We start from the raw sequence: 17,097 nt of genomic DNA, 5'->3' as shown, positions 1-17,097 counted from the left end.
AGAAAACAAGTGATTGACCGATTATTGAGGCAAGGAAAATGGACTGGTATTTAAAAGTACTGCGCAACTACATTGGATTTGGTGGCCGCGCCCGCCGCAAAGAGTACTGGATGTTCGTTCTGGTGAACTTCGTCCTGATTATGGTGCTGGGCATCGTGGATAAAATTCTCGGCTGGGAGCGGGCTGGTGGTGAAGGCGTACTGACCACCATCTATGGCCTGTTAGTCCTGCTGCCATCATGGGCGGTACTGTTCCGTCGGCTGCACGATACCGATCGTTCGGCGTGGTGGTTACTGCTGCTGCTGATTCCGATCGTGGGCTGGATCGTGATTTTGATCTTCAACTGTCAGAGTGGGACGCCGGGCGAAAACCGCTTTGGTCCGGATCCTAAGATCGGCGCATAAAAAAAGCCCGGTGGCGCTTCGCTTACCGGGCCTACTCGGTTATTTGTTGTGGTGCGCAAACAGCTTTGGAATTTCACGCAGGCACCACGATTTGGCTTCGCCCATGCTGTCGCGACGCCACGCCATAATGATATCCACTTCGCTGGTGTACTCCGGGCTCACGACCCGCAGTCGCCCTTCCGCAATATCTTTTTCCACAAACGGGTACGGCATCGTCGCCACGCCCAGACCGGCCAGCAGCGCCTGCCGTTTGTCTTCCAGTGAGGTCACCGTCAGACGAGGCTGTTTATCCAGCAGCTGCACCGTCAGCACCGGACGCTCGCGCGCGGTATCCGCGACCGCCACGCCGCGATACTTCACGCGTGTGACTTCAGAGAGCGGCTCCGGCTCCTGGTGAATCGGGTGGTTGGGGGCGGCAACGTAGACGTTCATGACGCTGTAGAGCTTGCGCGAGTTGATTTCTGACGATGAGCGGAAGTGCATGTCCGGCGCAATAACGATATCTGCCCTGCCCGTCTCCAGACGTTCCCACGCCCCTGCCAGCACCTCGGTGATGATGGACAACTGCGTATTGGCCTTCGCCGCCAGGCGATCCACCAGCGGGAACAGCGCTTCGGTCGGGACCAGCGCTTCGGTAACTAACGTCAGATGCGTTTCCCAGCCGCGCGCGAGCGCTTCGGCGTCTGTCGTCAGCTTATCCGCCGCTTCCAGCAGCACGCGGCCGCGCTCCAGCAGCATTCGGCCCACGTTGGTGAATTTTGTTCGATGACCGGAGCGGTCAAAAAGCACCACGTCCAGCTCTTCTTCCAGCTTCTGCATGGTGTAGCTCAGCGCAGACGGAACGCGCCCCAGTTCATCGGCCGCCGCCGCAAAACTGCCGCGCCGGTCAATCGCGTCCATGACGCGAAGCGCCTCAAGCGTCAATGCTCTCTCTTTAGCCATCTCGTTCTCATTCAGGAAATTTGAACATACCAGGCAGAATATCTGGCTAACAATGAAGCGTCCATACCTTTACCATTGTTTTAGTGTAAAGCGAGGTCAAGTTTATGATTACGACAAGAACAGCTAAACAGTGCGGACAAGCCGATTTCGGTTGGCTGCAGGCCCGCTACACCTTTTCCTTTGGACACTACTTTGACCCTAAACTCCTCGGTTACGCTTCACTGCGCGTGTTGAACCAGGAAGTGCTCGCCCCGGGTGCCTCCTTCCAGCCGCGTACGTATCCGAAAGTCGATATCCTGAACCTGATCCTGGAAGGCGAGGCAGAATACCGCGATAGCGAGGGCAATCATGTCCAGGCAAAGGCTGGCGAAGCGTTGTTAATTTCCACGCAGCCGGGCATCAGCTACAGCGAGCATAACCTCAGCAAAGACAAAACGCTGACGCGCATGCAGCTGTGGCTCGACGCCTGCCCTGAGCGTGAAAATCCGCTGGTACAGAAGTTAGATTTAACGGGCGATAAGCAGCAGCTGATTGCATCGCCGGATGGCAGCAAAGGGAGCCTGCAGCTGCGTCAGCAGGTGTGGCTGCATCATATCGAGCTGAAAAAAGGTGAACAGGCAAGCTTCCAGCTTCATGGTCCGCGCGCCTATCTGCAGTCCATTCACGGTACGGTGCATGCGGTGACGCACACGGAAGAGAAAGAAGCCCTCACCTGCGGCGACGGGGCGTTTATTCGTGATGAAGCGAATATCACCCTGGTGGCGGATACGCCACTGCGCGCGCTGCTGATTGATTTGCCGGTTTAAGATAAACACGCTCCCTCGCTCGATCGGCTCCCTCTCCCAGTGGGAGAGGGTTAGGGTGAGGGGTAACGGGTTGGATTAAATCACGACACCTTACTCGCCATAATCTCAATAATCTGCCGGTCCGTTGCCTGCATCGAGCGGCACGCTAGCGCGCACAGGTTCGCGATCGACTGCTCCACATCGTGCGCGACAATCCCCTCGTTGCCCGTTACGCCCGACTCATCCAGCGCCATCATCACCGCTTTCCAGGCGCTACTGACGCTGGTAGAGACCTTCATGGCGCAGCTGTTTGACGCGCCGTCGCAAATCATCCCGCTGACGTCGCCGATCATACTGCCGATCGCCATCGCGATGGTCTGGTAACGGCCACCCATCAGCCACGCCATTCCCGCCGCAGCGCCCATCGCCGCCGTTGTCGCCGCACACAGTGCGGACAGGCGTGGAAGCTGATAATGGATATAGATCGCCGACAGATGCGACAGCATCAGCGCCCGCGCCAGCCGTTCGTCACCGGCCTGAAGATGCTCAGCCACAACAACGACGGGCATGGTGGCGGTGATCCCCTGATTACCGGAGCCCGAATTGCTCATCGCTGGCAGCGTCGCGCCGCCCATCCTGGCATCCGAGGCGGCGCTGGTGCGAATAACAATGTCTGAACCCAGATCCTGCGCCAGCCATCCGCGCGAGCGCTGCTTATCAAGCGTTGCGCCAATATGCAGCCCCCACTTCCCGCTGAGCCCTTCCCGGGAGAGCGCATCGTTCAGTTGTCCTGCTTCCAGGATGAAGCGGATGGCTTCAAACGGCACCTGCTCGACAAATTCCAGGATCTGCGACAGCGTAGCGTGCGACAGTACCGCCAGCGGGTCGTCATCCGCCTCGGTCACGGGCTTATCCAGCGTAAAGCGCGTTTCCCCCTGGCAAACCACTTCCACCACCCGGGTATGCCCGCCTGCGATGGTCACCATCGCCGAGATATCCCCGGCATAAACGCAGGCCCGGGAATAGAGGATCTCATCACACGGCTCCTGCAGTTTTACCTGCACTTGCCCTGCCTCAAGCAGGGCTTTGGCGCGGACCAGTGCATCGGCGGTGGCATCTTTCAACACCTCCAGTCCGGCGTGCGCGTTACCGCCAATTGCGCCCAGCGCCGCCGCAATCGGTAACCCGACCATGCCGGTACCCGGCACCGTCACGCCCAGTCCGTTTTTCATCAGGTTCGGCGAGACCCACGCCTCAATCCGTGTGACCTCCCCCGGCAGAAAGTCTGCGGCAATCGCACAGGCCAGTGCCAGAGAGACGGGTTCGGTACACCCAAGGGCAGGCTTCACTTCTTCCTGCACCGCGCGAATAAATTGATTCCATAAAGGATGAGTATGCTCAGACATCGTTACGACCTTAATGACCCTCAGGAGAATGCGAGGAAAGGGGAAACACAAAGCAGCAGTCCGGTGATGATGATTATCACCAGCGATACGCCTTTATATTTATGCAGCGCCGGTACCTTGTAGACCAGCCATGCCGGGATCAGGCAGCCCACCATGCCGAAGATGGGGCTGCAAATGGAGGTGAAGCTCAACACCGGCGCGTTCAGGACTATCGCGCTCCAGGCCAGCAGAATGGCGAACAGCATAATCCCGCGCTGGACGGCGTTTTCATTGATTCTTTCTGCCGGCATTTTGCGGCGCAGGATGTTCATGACGATACCCTGCGTAGCCTCGCGGAAGCCGAGGTAGACGCCGAAGAACGCGGTCATCACGGCGAAGATATTGAGGATCACGCTGACGATTTTGACCCAGCCCGCGCCGTCGCCGCTGATGAACTGCGCCGCAATCGCCAGGGCAGAGATATTCTGCTCGTAGGCTTTGACCGCCTCATCGTGCCCCATCGCCAGGGTGAAGGAGACGGCGTAGAAGAAGACCGTCACAAACAGGATGCCAAAGGCAATGTTCATCGCCCGCAGTGCCTTATGACGCGCCACCTCCACCGATTTTTCACGTGAACGGTATGAGATCACCATCGGGCTCAGGATCTGAATAAAGAGAATGGAGGTTAAGGTAAAGGGCAGCGTAATGATGGCATTTTTAATCAACAGCCCCAGCGGCGGCAGCATGCCCACGTTGGCTAAATGCCAGAGGCCAATCATTGACAGCCCCAGCGCCGCAACGACAAACAGCTTGGTAAGCACCATCAGGCTGGACACTTTAAACAGCAGCTTTTCACCGCGTGACGAAATCGCGACCAGAATGCAAATCAGAAATAAACCGTAGAACGGATTTTCTGAGAGCAAACTGTCGGTCACGCCGAAGGTGTGCAAATACGAGGCGCTGTCGTTGGTAATGGCCGTGGAATAGACAAACATCCAGATCACCAGCATCACGAAATAGAGCGCACCTAATAAAATGCCCCAGTTTTTACCCAAATACCCGCTAATCACGCTCGGGTAGTCTTTACATTCCGGGGATTCCGCCAGCGTGTTAATAAACAACCGCTGGAATAAATACATGGCGGGATAACCAATAATGGAGGAGAGCAAAAATACCCACAGCCCCATTAATCCGACCTGCACGGGGAGAAAAACAATCCCCGCGCCGATAGCCATCCCAATACTCATGATGACCCAACCCGTGTCGGTGCTGTCGAATTTAATCGCCTCTCGCCACTCGCTTTCACTCATTCCCGCCCGCCTTGCCGCGGGGGAATCATTCACAATGACACTGCTGTTTGTTGCCGTATCCATGGGGCACTCGCTTATTTTGTAGGGTAAACAGTTGTTTTTATAGGGTTCCGATCGCCAGCGATTGCGATTCAGATGGCAGCAGGTGCTTGTTATTGGTGTGAGAAAATCTTAACCGGAGCGAGGGAGAAAAAAGTCACAACTTTTATGAGGATTTTCGAATGATAGAGGAAAATTTGCTTTTTTACTGGGTTGATAGACGGTATTTTTCTAAAAGTGACGCCGATCAAGAAATAAAAACCCGCGCGGTGCGCGGGCAGGAAATCAGTTAGCCAGCGCGTTAGCCATATCCGTTCTAATCTGTTTGCGCTGTTCCGGCGTTAACACCTGGCTGACGTCGAAGTAATATTTCACGCGGTAATAGCGGGTCTGCTCTTCAATTTTGCTGAATGCACTAAGCTGGCTTTTCACCGTGCTTTCGTCCCATTTACCCGCCTGGAACATGTCGATCAGCGCACCGTCCTTCACGCCCGTCATTGGGATCTTGCTGACATTTTGTTCCAGCTGCTTATGCAGATCTTCAATCTTCTTAACCTGCTCATTGCTGAGCTTCAGGTGCTGAACCAGCGGGTCCTGCGATGGAGACGGAGCAGCCTCAACGTTAGCGGCCTGCGCCGTAAAACTGCACACGGCCAGCGTGGCGGCGGCCAACGCAATACGGGTCATTTTCATCATCTTACTGTCCTTACATTCTGTTATAGGAAAAAGCAGGAGCATTGTTTTTCAAGAGCGGATGAATATGTGTGAGTAATTATATAAACAATTTTGTATGTTTAGCGGGCAAAAAAATGCCCCCTGCGTTGAGGGGGCATGAGAACTCACATTTAGATAGATTGGGTAAACGTTCGCGAAATCACATCCTGCTGCTGCTCGCGCGTCAGGGCATTAAACCGCACCGCATAGCCCGAGACGCGGATGGTCAGGTTCGGGTAGTTCTCGGGATGCGCAATGGCATCGAGGAGCATCTCCCGGTTCATCACGTTAACGTTCAGGTGCTGCCCGCCCTCAATAGACGCTTCGTGATGGAAGTACCCGTCCAGCAGCCCTACCAGGTTGGTTTTGCGCACCAGCTCATCTTTGCCCAGCGCCTGCGGCACGATGGAGAAGGTGTAAGAGATCCCGTCTTTGGCATAGGTGAACGGCAGCTTGGCGACCGACGTTAACGAAGCCACCGCCCCTTTTCTGTCGCGGCCGTGCATTGGGTTCGCGCCAGGGGCAAACGGCGTGCCGCCGCGTCGTCCGTCCGGCGTGTTCCCGGTCTTCTGCCCGTAAACCACGTTGGAGGTGATGGTCAGGATCGACTGAGTCGGTACCGCATTGCGGTAGGTTGGCAGCGCCTGAATTTTCTTCATAAAGCGCTCCACCAGATCGCAGGCGATGCTGTCCACGCGATCGTCGTTGTTGCCGTACTGCGGATAGTCCCCTTCTATTACGAAATCGACCGCCAGACCGGTATGGTCGCGCACCGGCTTCACCGTGGCGTATTTAATGGCGGACAGGGAGTCCGCCGCTACCGATAGCCCGGCAATGCCGCAGGCCATGGTGCGGTAAACGTCCCGGTCGTGTAGCGCCATCAACGAGGCTTCGTAGCTGTACTTATCATGCATGTAGTGAATGAGATTCAGCGCGCTGATGTACTGCACCGCCAGCCAGTCCATAAAGTGATCGAGGCTCGCCATCACGGTGTCGTAATCCAGCACGTCGTCCAGCAGCGGCTCGGTTTTCGGGCCGACCTGGATCTTCAGCTTCTCGTCCACCCCACCGTTGATCGCATACAGCAGCGTTTTGGCGAGGTTGGCGCGCGCGCCAAAGAACTGCATCTGCTTGCCGATCACCATCGGGCTGACGCAGCAGGCAATCGCGTAGTCATCACTGTTGAAATCGGCACGCATCAGGTCGTCGTTTTCATACTGCAGCGACGAGGTGACAATCGACACCTGCGCGGCGTATTTCTTGAACGCGATCGGCAGCTGTTCTGACCATAGGATCGTCAGGTTCGGCTCCGGCGCGGGTCCCATGGTGTGCAGCGTGTGCAGATAGCGGAAGCTGTTTTTGGTCACCAGCGTGCGGCCGTCCAGCCCCATGCCGCCGATCACTTCCGTGGCCCAGATCGGATCGCCGGAGAAGAGCGTGTCGAATTCCGGCGTGCGAAGGAAGCGCACCATGCGGATCTTCATGATGAAGTGGTCGATCAGCTCCTGGGCCTGCACCTCATTCAGGCGTCCCGCCTGCATGTCGCGTTCGATGTAGATATCGAGGAACGAGGCCGTGCGCCCCAGCGACATGGCTCCGCCGTTCTGGGATTTCACCGCCGCCAGGTAGGCAAAATAGAGCCACTGCACCGCTTCCTGGGCATTCATCGCCGGGCGTGAGATATCAAAGCCATAGTTCGCCGCCATCTGCTGGATCTGCAGCAGCGCGCGCTTGTGCTCCGCAAGCTCTTCGCGCAGGCGGATCGTCGCCTCCAGCTCTTCGCCGCGCTCCAGCCGGCCCTGCAGATCGGCGAACTGAAGTTCACGCTCGCGCACCAGATAAGCGATCCCGTACAGCGCCACGCGGCGATAGTCGCCGATGATGCGCCCGCGCCCGTAGCCGTCCGGCAACCCGGTTAGCACGCCGGATTTGCGGCAGCGCATCATCTCCGGCGAATAGACGTCAAACACCCCCTGGTTGTGGGTTTTGCGCAGCTCGGTAAAGAGATATTCAAACTGCGGATCCATCTCCCGCCCGTAGGCCTCAAACGAGCTGCGGATCATGTTGATCCCGCCGTACGGATGCAGGGCGCGCTTGAGCGGCTTGTCGGTTTGCAGGCCGACGATCGTCTCCAGATCCTGGTCAATATAGCCCGGCCCGTGGGCCGTAATGGTGGTGGCAATGTTGGTGTCAAAATCCACCGGGGCGTGGGTGGCATTCTCCTGACGAATGCCGACCATCACCTTCTGCCACAGCGCCGTCGTTGCTGGCGTCGCCTGCGCGAGGAAAGCTTCATCGCCGTCGTAAGGGGTGTAGTTATGCTGAATAAAATCGCGCACGTTGACGGCGTTTTTCCATTCTTCACCGCGAAACCCGGCCCATGCGTCGCTGTAGGGGGCGACGCCCGTATCGATTGTTACGTTCATGTGTTTCTCGCTTTATCAGGCGTAAGCCGCAGCCGGGGTAACCTTCCCAAGACGGAGGGCGTCCAGCGCGATCATTTTTTCTTCGTTGGTAGGGATCACCGCGCAGACCACGCGGGACGAATCGGTGCTGATGACGCGCTCACCCGCGCTACCCGGCAGGGTGTTTTTGGCGTCGTCGAGGAGGACGCCAAACACCTTCAGGCGTTCAGCCACCAGGGCGCGAATCAGCGTTGAGTTTTCGCCGATGCCGCCGGTAAAGACCACCGCATCCAGGCGGTGCAGCGACGCCGCGTGCCCGGCAATGTGTCGCGCAATGCGGTGAATGAAGGTCTGGATCGCAAGCACAGCCCGCTCGTTGCCTTCATGCCAGGCTTTCTCCAGCGCCCGCAGGTCTGAAGAGATGCCGGAGATCCCCAGCAACCCGGACTCTTTGTTGACCACGCGCTCAAGATCCTCAAACGACTGACCGGTCTGCTGAGCAATCCACGCCATCGCGCCAAAATCCACGTCGCCGCAGCGCGTACCCATCATCAGTCCTTCCAGGGGGGTCATCCCCATGGAAGTATCCACGCTTTGGCCGTTGCGCACCGCGCAGATGGACGCCCCGTTGCCGAGATGGGCGATCACCAGGCCGCTGTCATCGGGGGACAGCCCGAGAAGCGAATGAGCCTGCGCGGTCACATAGCGGTGAGAGGTGCCGTGGAAGCCGTAGCGGCGCACGCCCAGCGCTTCAAAATAGCGGTACGGCAAACCGTACAGATACGCCTGCGGCGGCAGCGTCTGGTGGAAGCTGGTATCAAATACCGCGACCTGCTGCACGCCCGGGAACAGACGCTCTGCGGCTTCCACGCCGCTCAGGTTGGCGTAGTTATGCAACGGCGCCAGCGGAGAGACCTGGCGGATCTGCTCAATCACCTCTTCCGTAATCAGGGTCGACTCGCTGAAGAGGTCGCCGCCGTGCGCAATGCGGTGGCCAATTAAGGCCACGCTGCTCATCAGGTCACGCTTCTCCAGCTCCAGGGCGATGGCAGCCAGCGCCCCTTCGTAGTCCTGGTGAGCCAGTCTGGCTGGCTCACCCCCGTTCACGGAAATAAAGGCCTTTTCAGTGTTGATGCCGTCAGCAATGCCCGTCATCAGGGCGTCGCAACTGCTGGCGTCGAGCACCGAAAACTTAACAGAGGACGAACCGCAGTTAATTACCAGTACAACCGGAAACTCAATCATCATGTGACTCCGCTCTTCCTGAGCAATGGTTTAGAACAGTTTGTAAACGATATTCAGAATGGTCAGCAGGCCCACAACCGTGACGAAGATGTTTTCGGGTTTGCCCTTATATTTCGCCATGGCTGGCGCTTTGCGGATGGCGTACATCGGCAGCAGGCACAGCAGAGAGGCGATGATTGGTGCGCCCATGGCTTCAATAAGGTCGAGAATATTCGGGTTGGCGTACGCCACAATCCAGGTGGAGCCCATGATGAAGACCATGCTGATGGTGTTCAGTTTGCCGACAGAGACCTTCTTCTTATCGCCTTTGTAGCCGAACTTGAGGATCAGGCCATTCAGCCCTTCCAGCGTGCCCAGGTAGTGGCCAAAGAAGGATTTGAAGATAGCGACCAGGGCAATAATGGAAGCGCCGTATTCCAGTACCGTCGCAAACGTCGATTTGGTGCCGGACATGGAGGCAAAATGGTTCGCCAGGTAAGAGAGCACCGGGATGTTCTGCGCTTTGGCATCCGCCATGTTCTGCGGAGAGAGCGTAAACAGGCAGCTAAAGGCGAAGAACATCACCACGGCGACCATCAGCATGCTGGCGCGACCGATGATTTTGGAACATTTCTGCTCGGTGAATTCTTTACCGAACTCCGGCTCGTACTCTTCGCGCTTGGAAACCACAAACGAGGAGACGATAGGCGAGAAGTTAAAGGAGAAGACCATGATGGAGATCCCCAGCCACACCGTGACCAGGATGCCGTCATGGCCGGTGAAGGCGATATCGCTCAGGTTGACCTGGTCGATCACAGCGGAGTTCCAGTAAGGGATCAGCGACAGCGAAATCAGCACCAGACTGGCAATAAACGGGAATACAAGGAAGCTCATCACCTTCACCATCAGGTCCTTACCGAACCAGATGACAAAAGCCATCAGCAGCAGCAGGAACAGCGCCACCACGCCGCGGTTCAGCGCAGGCAGCTGGAGCTGGTTTTCCCAGAAGGTCATGAAGGTGTTAGTAATGGTGACGCCGTAAATCCACAGCAGCGGGCAAATGGCAAAGAAGTAGAGGAACGTGATCACCACCCCGCCGGTTTTACCGAAATGCTCTTCCACCGTTTCGGTAATGTTGCCGGAGACGTTGCTGCCGGACAGGCAGAGGCGCGCCAGCGCGCGGTGGCAGTAAAACGCAATCGGGAACGCGAGAACCAGCATCAGCAGGATAGGGATTAATCCGCCAAAGCCTGCGCGAATGGGGAAGAACAGCACGCCTGCGCCAATGGCGGTACCAAACAGGCCAAGCGTCCAGGTGGTATCAGACTTACGCCAGGAGGACGTTTTTGTCTGGCCAACGATAATGCTTTCTGTGTTGCTCATAGGTCACCTTTATGCGTCAACGAAGCCAGTAATTTGGGAAACACGGGAGAGATCGATATTGCCGCCGGAAATAATGCAGACGGTTTTGCGGCCCTGAATATAGTGATCCAGTTTGCCGCTTAATAACGCCGCGCAGGCCAGTGCGCCAGCGCCTTCCGTCACCACTTTATTTCGCTGAATAAGGGCAATCATGCTGTTGCGAATATCGTCTTCGCTCACCAGCACAATGTCATCGACCAGTTCACGAACGATTTCGAAGGTTAATTTGCCCGGGCGAGAGACGTCGCAGCCGTCGGCTAACGTGCCGGTGACGCGATGGTTGGTTATTTCTCCTGCCTGCCAGGAGGCTGCCATTCCGTGCACGTTTTCAGACTGTACGCCGATAATATTAATGGTCGGGTTGATGGATTTAATCGCCGTCGCAATCCCGGCAATTAAACCGCCGCCGCCGATAGGGACAATCACGTTATCCACGTCATATAAATCTTCGAGAATTTCCAGGCCGATGGTGCCCTGCCCGGCAATCACTTTGGCGTCATCGTAAGGCGGAATAAAAATACGCCCTTCCATCTCGACGATTTCGCTGACTTTGGCGATGGTGTCGTTAAAGTTCTCACCGTGCAGCACCACTTCCGCCGAGTAGTCGCGCGTCGCGGCCACCTTGGATTTTGGTGCGCCCATTGGCATCACCACTTTGCCATCGATGCCGAGCATGGCGCAGGAAAGGGAAACCCCCTGCGCGTGGTTTCCCGCTGAGCAGGCGACCACGCCTTTGCGTTTTTCAGCATCGGTCAGCGAGCTTAATTTATTAAACGCGCCACGAATTTTGAACGAGCCGGTACGCTGCATGTTCTCAAACTTCAGGAATATTTCGCCCTTACAACGTTCGCTGAGATAATTCGAGCGTGGCATACCGGTTTTATATATCTTGCCTGCCAGGCGTTTTCTGGCATCCTGAATATCTTCAATGGTTACCGGGAGATCGTAAGTAATATGCATAATATCCTCGTTATAATAATTCATTCTTTTCAGGCAAAGTCAGGGTATCAGAGCGTTAATACGTTAAGCTCTGGGTATTTTTTAAATAGTAACTTATTATTTATCGTCGTCTTTCGACATTCATCGACGAATATTGTTTTGCAAGCTCAACTAATACGGACGCCGATTTTTTAATTCTGTAATTTTTAGACCACACGGCGGCATAACGCGCCACGGGTAATTCATCTTCCACAGGTAGCACAATAAATTGATCCGAACCGAATGGGGCGATCATGTCGCGGGGAATCACCGTCAGATAATCGGCATTCAGGACAAGGTTATAAATGGTGACGACCGAATCGGTCTGGACAATGTTTTCGATGCTGATGTGGTTGTCTTGCAGAGTAGTCAGGAGTTCTTTGTAGTAGCCCATATCGGTTTGCGGCATCACCCACTGCTCGTGCGTGAGCGATGCCAGTGTCGTCGGGCCGGTGCACGTTCGCGTTTTGCTGGCGACCAGCACAAACTCGGACTCAAACAGCGGTTCGACGTGGAGATCCTGCAGCAGCATTTCGTCGCTCAGCGTGCCGATGGCAAAATCCAGACGGCCGTCGCGAATGGCCGGGAGGAAAGAGGAGAGCTGGGCTTCATACATTGAGACGCGCGCTTTCGGGAACACTTCCTTAAATTTTTTGATCATCCCGGACAGGAAGGTAAAGCCGATCAGTGACGGGTAGCCAAAGGAGACATCCATAACGGTGCTGAAGCTCAGGCTGTTGATTTCGCTCACCATGTTTTTCATTTCGCGGGTGATCGACTCTGAGTACGAGAGCAGAACCTGGCCCGCGGCGGTCAGTTTCACGCCGGTGTTTTTGCGCACCATCACTTCCACGCCGAAGTAGGACTCAATATCGCTGATAATTTTGCTGACGGCGGGTTGCGTCAGGCCCAGCTGCCTTGCTGCAGAACCTATGGAGCCACTTTTAATGACTTCCTGAAATACCACGAGGTGCTGTGTTTTCGGTAGAATAATAGTGTTCATAATATTCTGCGCTTATTTCCCTATGACGGGGTGAATTCTACTCAATAATGTTTAAAGGGGTATGTGCTGTTACTCACAATTTGCTTTTCAGCCCTTTTAACTCACCTCTCAAAAACCCATTAAAAACCTTACAAATCAACAAAATAGAAACATAAAAATACGCTACAACGCTGATATTGATCAACAAAAATAGCGGTAATAAATTTATTTTATGGCGATAACCCGGATAAAATTCATCGCTCTTAAAAAATCAATAAAGACGATATTTCAGGCAATTAAAGACCAATAAATAACCGTTATTTGTTTGAAACATTCTTTCAATTTATCAATTTTTTACGGCGTGAATTTTCAGACTTCAGGAAAAGAGTGGAATACGTCACACATTCATGGGAGAAATGTATTTGATTTCAATATGTGCATATCAAACGAGAAAAGATTTGCGATCATTAAGCTAACAATCATAACAAATTATCAATACTGCAGATCGTCGGTTTTTTGGATTTAAATTTTGTGATGTCGATCGTATGCAGATACTGGGGTGGAATTGATAAGGGAAAAACAGTGAAATGTGCTTAATGTCGCAAATATGAGAATTGATGTCGTTTGTGTGGTTGTGGGGTGGCGCAGCGCTTACCCGTTCGTCGTGGTTGTCTGCCGGGGTGATTCCCGGCGACTTATCCAGCCCCTCGTCGCTAAGATTTCCGTATCAATCTACTCATTCTGAACACCACAACGACTCTTGGCGTTTGTACACCTTAGAACTTTTTGTTCCGGAAGCGGGTATACATCATCAGATAGCGTTTCAGATTGCGTAGCGTCATCAATTTCATCAGGGTTTGCGGGCGCATTTTTTTGTTGCGAATGTAGTAAAGAGTGAAGAGCTGATATTTTTTACTCGGTACGTCTAATTTGGCTTTGTGTTTCCGGTAAAAACGTAGATAACCTGAAAATTTTCGTCCTGAGCAGGTAATGCGGACGTCGCCGTGATTGACATAAAGCACCTGGGTGATGTCATCCAGTTTGAAAGGTTCACCGAAGGTTTCTGCAAGCCGATAAAACGCATCATAATCCTGAGCCGCAGGCAAGGCGTCGTCGAACAGGATCTGTTGCATTCTACTGGTTAAGGTCAGCATTTGGTTGCCTATAATATTGCGTTTATCAAACAGGCTTTTTTTATAAGCCGGTTTCGGATATACCTGCAACTCATGAGGGTGATGATATCCGGTACCGTCACAGAGATAATCATTTGCGTATAAAAAACTGTGCAACTGAAGTTGATGTTGACAGGTAAGAAAAGAGGACAGGCGTGTCGGCAGCCATTCATCATCATCGTCCAGACCCGTAATAAGATCACCCCGGGCCATCCGTATAGCCTGATTTCGAACTGCACAAGCGCCAGAGTTAAATTCATTGCGAATATAGGTAATGCGCGGGTCATTCAGTTCAGTGATATACGTCAAGAGCTGGTCAAATGACGATGAGAAATCATCAATGATAATGAGTTCCCAGTGCACATAGTCTTGATTCAGCACCGATTGTATGGCTCTGATCGCCAATGTCTGGCGGTTCCAGGTTGGCATATAGATGGAGATGAGTGGTCGGGATAGTGGCATGTCACTTTCAATTTTCTCATGTTCCATCAATGGCCCGGTGCGATCGTTGAAGCAGGCATTATGGATATCGCTTCCAGTAAAATCCACGCAAGTACAATCAGCATGACAAAAAATAGTACCTTCCGTTTTACAGTAGCTAAGATTAGCGCCTGCAAGATTAGCACAGGAGAAATCGGCTCCCCGAAGATCACAAAACGAAATATCGCATCCCGATAAATCAATATTGCGTAAATAGAGCCCCCTGAGATCCATAAACCGCAGGTCTGCACCTGCCAAATCAGGCTGGTATCGGCGATTTTTCAGCATCTTTCTATGATATTTAATCAGTTTTTTTCGTTTGTTTTTTTTGTTCATGCTCAACTGAATACCGATGGGTAAATTAGGCGTTGAGTTAAGCGCTCTTATCATCCTGTAGCAATAGCCCCTCTTCATTTTCAGAAATTAATTAGGGGTAAACTGTATTTATTAACGATTCATTTATTTTTCTCATACATTTTAGTGAGCCAGGGTGGTCTGAAGATCAAATATTGACAGGGAATAAACATGAATCGCAATCCAGAGACATACGAAAAAACCACCTGAAGGTAGTCAGAAATGAAGGCTGTCGCGGTTGCCAGGTTTCTGGATAGTCGGGATGGAACAGCCGTTGGTGTGCCTCGTTTGTATCACAGTCTGTGTCACAGTTTTGCCTTAGAAAGCCTGAGACACACCAACGAATTGTTTTAGAAGAAGTTGAAGCTGACCGATAAGCCGGGTTCTGTCGTGGACAGTCATTCATCTAGGCCAGCAATCGCTCACTGGCTCAAGCAGCCTACCCGGGTTCAGTACGGGCCGTACCATGTGAACCCCTATTTGGCCTTGCTCCGGGTGGAGTTTACCGTGCCACGGACTGTTACCAGCCGCGCGGTGCGCTCTTACCGCACCCTTTCACCCTTACCTGATCCCGCTTGCGCGGGCCATCGGCGGTTTGCTCTCTGTTGCACTGGTCGTGGGTTTCCCCCCCAGGCGTTACCTGGCACCCTGCCCTATGGAGCCCGGACTTTCCTCCCCTCCGCCCGTCTCCCCCGAAAGGGACGACGACGAAGCGGCGACTGTCTGGTCAGCTTCGGCGCGCAGTATAGAGGGTTTGCACGCCGCTGTCACCCTCAGGTATAGGTAAGGCGTGATTATCGCGCCACTTCCACCTTCGCCAGTTTTTCGTAGTAGCATGCAATTGCGCTGTGATCGGCCGTGCCCAGGCCATCGGCACGCAGCGCCTGCATCATCTCCATGACCGCTGCGGTCAGCGGCAGTTGTGCGCCCACGCCGTGGGAGGTATCCAGCGCGTTCGCCAGATCTTTGATATGCAGGTCGATGCGGAAACCAGGTTTGAAATTGCGATCCATGACCATGGGCGCTTTGGCATCCAGCACGGTACTGCCCGCCAGACCACCGCGAATGGCCTGGTAGACCAGGTCCGGATTGACGCCCGCTTTGGTTGCCAGCGTCAGCGCTTCAGACATGGCGGCAATGTTGAGCGCCACAATCACCTGGTTTGCCAGCTTGGTCACGTTACCCGCCCCGATCTCTCCGGTGTGCACCACGGAGCCCGCCATGGCTTTCATCAGGTCGTAAAATTTATCGAAAACGGCTTTATCACCGCCGACCATCACCGACAACGTGCCGTCGATCGCTTTCGGCTCACCGCCGCTGACCGGCGCATCCAGCATATCGACGCCCTTTGCTTTTAGCGCCTCGCTGATTTCACGGCTTGCAAGCGGTGCGATAGAGCTCATATCGATCAGCACCAGGCCCGGTTTCGCGCCGTCGATAATGCCGTTTTCACCCAACGCAACCTCTTTAACATGCGGGGAGTTTGGCAGCATGGTGATGATGACATCGCACTGCTCGGCAATCGCTTTCGCGGTGGTGGCCGTTTCTGCTCCCGCCGCCATCACCTCAGCCACGGCCTGTGGATTATGATCGGATACCACCAGTGAGTAACCCGCTTTGATGAGGTTCTTACTCATTGGTTTACCCATGATCCCCAGGCCAATAAAGCCCACTTTCAGCGTCATAATCTGTTTCCTCAATGATGGTTATTTTTTAAAAGCGTCCGCTAATTTCTGCGTAGCCGAGCGGAAAACGCCGAGGTCGCTGCCGACGGCAACAAACGTGGCTCCCCACTCCAGATAGCGGCGTGCGTCAGCCTCAACCGGCGCCAGAATGCCGCACGGTTTACCGTGTACTTTGGCGCGGGCAAAGATGTGCTGGATCGCGCGCTGCACGTCAGGGTGGCTGGCGTTGCCCAGATGGCCAAAGGCAGCAGCCAGATCGCTTGGACCGACGAAGATACCGTCCACGCCGTTTGTGGCGGCAATCGCGTCGACGTTATCAACGCCCTGCTGGCTCTCGATCTGAACCAGAATGGTGATGTTGCTGTTGGACTGCGCGAAATAGTCCGGGACGGTGCCAAACATATTGGCGCGGTGTGAAACGGAGACGCCGCGGATCCCTTCCGGGGGGTAGCGCGTTGACGCAACGGCCAGCGCCGCTTGCTCTTCCGTCTCCACAAACGGGATCAGGAAGTTGTAGAAGCCGATATCCAGCAGACGCTTGATAATCACTGGTTCGTTGGTGGGGACACGCACCACCGGAGCGCTGTGGCTGCCTTTAAGCGCCATCAGCTGCGGAATAAAGGTGCTGATATCGTTCGGCGCATGCTCGCCGTCCAGCACCAGCCAGTCGAAACCAGCCAGGCCCAGCACTTCGGTGCTGATGGGATTTGCCAGCGCGGACCAGCAGCCAATCTGAATCTGGTGCGCCGCGAGAGCCGCTTTAAATTTATTCGGGAAGATCGCGTTATTCATCGTATTTACCTTTTTAATTCAGCA

14 protein-coding genes, 1 other RNA gene and 1 pseudogene are annotated in these 17,097 nt (G+C 54.4%); 2 read left to right on the top strand and 14 right to left on the bottom strand.

Translation table 11 applies throughout. The annotated features are described in order from the left end of the window. Positions 1 to 38 precede the first annotated feature (38 nt). Positions 39 to 404: a DUF805 domain-containing protein gene (locus tag BFG58_RS13150; protein ID WP_023615581.1), complete on the top strand. Its 366-nt coding sequence runs from the start codon at positions 39 to 41 to the stop codon at positions 402 to 404. 39 nt (positions 405 to 443) lie between these two features. Here BFG58_RS13150 and yhaJ read toward each other — a convergent pair whose 3' ends face one another. Next, positions 444 to 1,346 (bottom strand): DNA-binding transcriptional regulator YhaJ, encoded by a 903-nt coding sequence (gene yhaJ / locus BFG58_RS13145; protein WP_008503135.1) that lies wholly within the window; start codon positions 1,344 to 1,346, stop codon positions 444 to 446. Between the two features lie 104 nt (positions 1,347 to 1,450). On the opposite strand from yhaJ, the gene BFG58_RS13140 reads away from it, so the two are divergent. Beyond that, on the top strand, positions 1,451 to 2,152 hold the full coding sequence (locus BFG58_RS13140) for a pirin family protein (protein ID WP_023309295.1): 702 nt from the start codon (positions 1,451 to 1,453) through the stop codon (positions 2,150 to 2,152). A gap of 80 nt (positions 2,153 to 2,232) precedes the next feature. On the opposite strand, the gene BFG58_RS13135 is transcribed toward BFG58_RS13140, so the two are convergent. The 13 genes and pseudogenes from BFG58_RS13135 to garL form a co-directional block, all read right to left on the bottom strand. Further along, positions 2,233 to 3,537, bottom strand: a complete 1,305-nt coding sequence (locus BFG58_RS13135; RefSeq protein ID WP_069719925.1) for a serine dehydratase subunit alpha family protein — start codon at positions 3,535 to 3,537, stop codon at positions 2,233 to 2,235. A 20-nt stretch (positions 3,538 to 3,557) separates the two neighbouring features. Further along, positions 3,558 to 4,889, bottom strand: coding sequence for an amino acid permease (locus tag BFG58_RS13130; RefSeq protein WP_069719924.1), 1,332 nt, complete (start codon positions 4,887 to 4,889; stop codon positions 3,558 to 3,560). Positions 4,890 to 5,150: 261 nt separating this feature from the next. Further along, entirely contained in the window at positions 5,151 to 5,561 is a 411-nt protein-coding gene (locus tag BFG58_RS13125; protein WP_045415278.1) for a Spy/CpxP family protein refolding chaperone, read from the bottom strand. Positions 5,562 to 5,710: 149 nt separating this feature from the next. Beyond that, positions 5,711 to 8,005, bottom strand: a complete 2,295-nt coding sequence (pflB, locus tag BFG58_RS13120) for a formate C-acetyltransferase (protein WP_069719923.1) — start codon at positions 8,003 to 8,005, stop codon at positions 5,711 to 5,713. Positions 8,006 to 8,020: 15 nt separating this feature from the next. Then, the gene (tdcD, locus tag BFG58_RS13115) at positions 8,021 to 9,229 is read right to left on the bottom strand and encodes a propionate kinase (RefSeq protein ID WP_069720040.1); all 1,209 of its coding nucleotides are present in this window, start codon (positions 9,227 to 9,229) and stop codon (positions 8,021 to 8,023) included. A 30-nt stretch (positions 9,230 to 9,259) separates the two neighbouring features. After that, a complete protein-coding gene (gene tdcC / locus BFG58_RS13110) occupies positions 9,260 to 10,591 on the bottom strand; it encodes a threonine/serine transporter TdcC (RefSeq protein ID WP_045415282.1) in 1,332 nt (443 codons plus the stop codon). A gap of 9 nt (positions 10,592 to 10,600) precedes the next feature. Then, positions 10,601 to 11,590, bottom strand: coding sequence for a bifunctional threonine ammonia-lyase/L-serine ammonia-lyase TdcB (gene tdcB, locus BFG58_RS13105; protein WP_023326154.1), 990 nt, complete (start codon positions 11,588 to 11,590; stop codon positions 10,601 to 10,603). A gap of 100 nt (positions 11,591 to 11,690) precedes the next feature. Continuing rightward, on the bottom strand, positions 11,691 to 12,611 hold the full coding sequence (gene tdcA, locus BFG58_RS13100; RefSeq protein WP_045910073.1) for a transcriptional regulator TdcA: 921 nt from the start codon (positions 12,609 to 12,611) through the stop codon (positions 11,691 to 11,693). Between the two features lie 755 nt (positions 12,612 to 13,366). Continuing rightward, complete coding sequence (gene wcaA / locus BFG58_RS13095) at positions 13,367 to 14,224, bottom strand: colanic acid biosynthesis glycosyltransferase WcaA (RefSeq protein WP_048029294.1); 858 nt, start codon at positions 14,222 to 14,224, stop codon at positions 13,367 to 13,369. 54 nt (positions 14,225 to 14,278) lie between these two features. Next, positions 14,279 to 14,530, bottom strand: a pseudogene (locus BFG58_RS24405) (pentapeptide repeat-containing protein); the annotation flags it as partial. 424 nt (positions 14,531 to 14,954) lie between these two features. Next, positions 14,955 to 15,331: RNase P RNA component class A (gene rnpB / locus BFG58_RS13090), an RNA gene on the bottom strand. 59 nt (positions 15,332 to 15,390) lie between these two features. Continuing rightward, positions 15,391 to 16,281, bottom strand: a complete 891-nt coding sequence (gene garR / locus BFG58_RS13085) for a 2-hydroxy-3-oxopropionate reductase (RefSeq protein WP_069719922.1) — start codon at positions 16,279 to 16,281, stop codon at positions 15,391 to 15,393. A 21-nt stretch (positions 16,282 to 16,302) separates the two neighbouring features. After that, on the bottom strand, positions 16,303 to 17,073 hold the full coding sequence (gene garL / locus BFG58_RS13080; protein ID WP_045910075.1) for a 2-dehydro-3-deoxyglucarate aldolase: 771 nt from the start codon (positions 17,071 to 17,073) through the stop codon (positions 16,303 to 16,305). Positions 17,074 to 17,097: the final 24 nt, after the last annotated feature.

The sequence above is a fragment of the Enterobacter sp. ku-bf2 genome (genome assembly GCF_001742765.1).
Lineage (GTDB): Bacteria > Pseudomonadota > Gammaproteobacteria > Enterobacterales > Enterobacteriaceae > Enterobacter > Enterobacter quasiroggenkampii.
This window is presented reverse-complemented; position numbering and strand designations above follow the sequence as displayed.